The organism is Ideonella sp. P3_A4, assembly GCF_056403075.1.
The window spans coordinates 1-1,775 of the sequence record NZ_JBFUGE010000925.1; the positions used below are offsets into that span (position 1 = coordinate 1).

The window sequence follows — 1,775 nt, forward strand, 5'->3', positions numbered from 1 at the left end:
GGCGTAGCTGGCGATGCGCGCCAGCGGCGTCAGGCCCAGTTGTGCAGCCTTGGCGGCCGTCATCACCACCACGCCGGCGGCGCCGTCGTTGATGCCCGAGGCATTGCCGGCCGTCACGCTGCCGGCCTTGTCGAAGGCGGGGCGCAGGCCGGCCAAGGCTTCGGCGCTGGTCTTCTTGTTGATGAACTCGTCGGCGTCGAAGACGAGCGGGTCACCCTTCTTCTGCGGGATCGTCACGCCGACGATTTCGTCCTTGAAACGGCCGGCTTCCTGGGCGGCGGCGGCCTTCTGCTGCGAAGCCAGCGCCAGCGCGTCTTGCTGCTCGCGGCTGATGCTGTACTTCTTGGCCACGTTCTCGGCCGTGATGCCCATGTGGTACTGGTTGTAGACGTCCCACAGGCCGTCGTTGATCATCGTGTCGACCAGCTTCCAGTCGCCCATGCGCTGGCCGTCGCGGCTGTTCGGCAGCACGTGCGGCGCGAGGCTCATGTTCTCTTGGCCACCGGCGATGATGATCTCGCTGTCGCCATCGCGGATGGCTTGCGCCGCCAGCATCACCGCCTTCAGGCCGGAGCCGCAGACCTTGTTGATCGTCATCGCCGGCACGCCATGCGGCAGCCCGGCCTTGATGACCGACTGGCGGGCCGGGTTCTGGCCCGAGCCGGCCGCCAGCACCTGGCCGAGGATGACCTCGTTGATCTGCTCACCGGCCAGGCTGCTGCGTTCCAGCAGCGCCTTGATCACGGTCGCGCCCAGCTCCGGCGCAGCGGTCTTGGCGAGCGAGCCGCCGAATTTGCCGACGGCGGTGCGGGCGGCGGCGACGATGACGATGTCGGTGGTCATGGGGCGGATCTCCTGTCAGAAAGCAAAAACGATGGTCGCGATGGATTCAACCGGCGAAGGCCGTTGGAGCGTCAGGCTTTGACCTTGACGTAGCTGCCGGGCGCGGGCTCGATGGCCTTGTGCTTGCGGTTGCCGGGCGTCTTGGGCGCGGCCACCATCGGGCCGGCGTGGCCCTTGAGCCATTGGGCCCAGTCGCCCCACCAGCTGCCCGGCACCTCCTTCGCGCCGGCCAGCCAGTCTTCGGCCTTGGTACCGAGCTTGTCGTTCGCCCAGTGGCTGCGCTTCTTGGCCGACGGCGGGTTGATCACACCGGCGATGTGGCCAGACGCACCCAGCACGAAACGCTTCTTGCCTTTGAAGACTTGCGTCGATGCGTAAGCACCCTTCCACGGCACGATGTGGTCTTCGCGCGAGGCGTAGAGGAACACCGGCGATTCGATCTTGCCCAGGTCGAGCTTCTCGCCGCAGACGGTCAACTTGCCCGGCAGCTTCAGCTCGTCTTGCAGATAGGTGTGGCGCAGGTACCAGGTGAAGAACGGGCCCGGCAGGTTGGTCGAATCGCCGTTCCAGTACAGCAGGTCGAACGGCGGCGGAGTCTCACCCTTCAGGTAGTTGCCGACGACATAGTTCCAGACCAGGTCGTTCGGCCGCAGGAAGCTGAAGGTCGTGGCCAGTTCCTGGCCCTTGAGCAACCCCGGGCCGTTCGGCGCATCGGGGCCCAGCGTCATCTCGCGCATCTGCACCGCGGTTTCGTCGATGAAGACATCGAGGATGCCGGTGTCGGAGAAATCGACAAACGTGGTCAGCAACGTGACCGAGGCCGCCGGCTGTTCACCGCGCGCGGCCAGCACCGCCAGCGCGGTCGACAGGATCGTGCCGCCGACGCAGAACCCCAGCGTGTCGATCGTCTCTTCGCCGGAGATCTCTTGCAC

At 66.3% G+C, this 1,775-nt stretch carries 2 protein-coding genes; both read right to left on the bottom strand.

What is annotated here, in order from left to right:
- On the bottom strand, positions 1-843 hold an 843-nt coding region (locus tag AC1DYI_RS34490; RefSeq protein WP_477208606.1), incomplete at its 3' end, for an acetyl-CoA C-acyltransferase.
- Positions 844-914: 71 nt separating this feature from the next.
- Positions 915-1,775: alpha/beta fold hydrolase (locus AC1DYI_RS34495; protein WP_477208607.1), on the bottom strand; the 861-nt coding region annotated here is incomplete at its 5' end.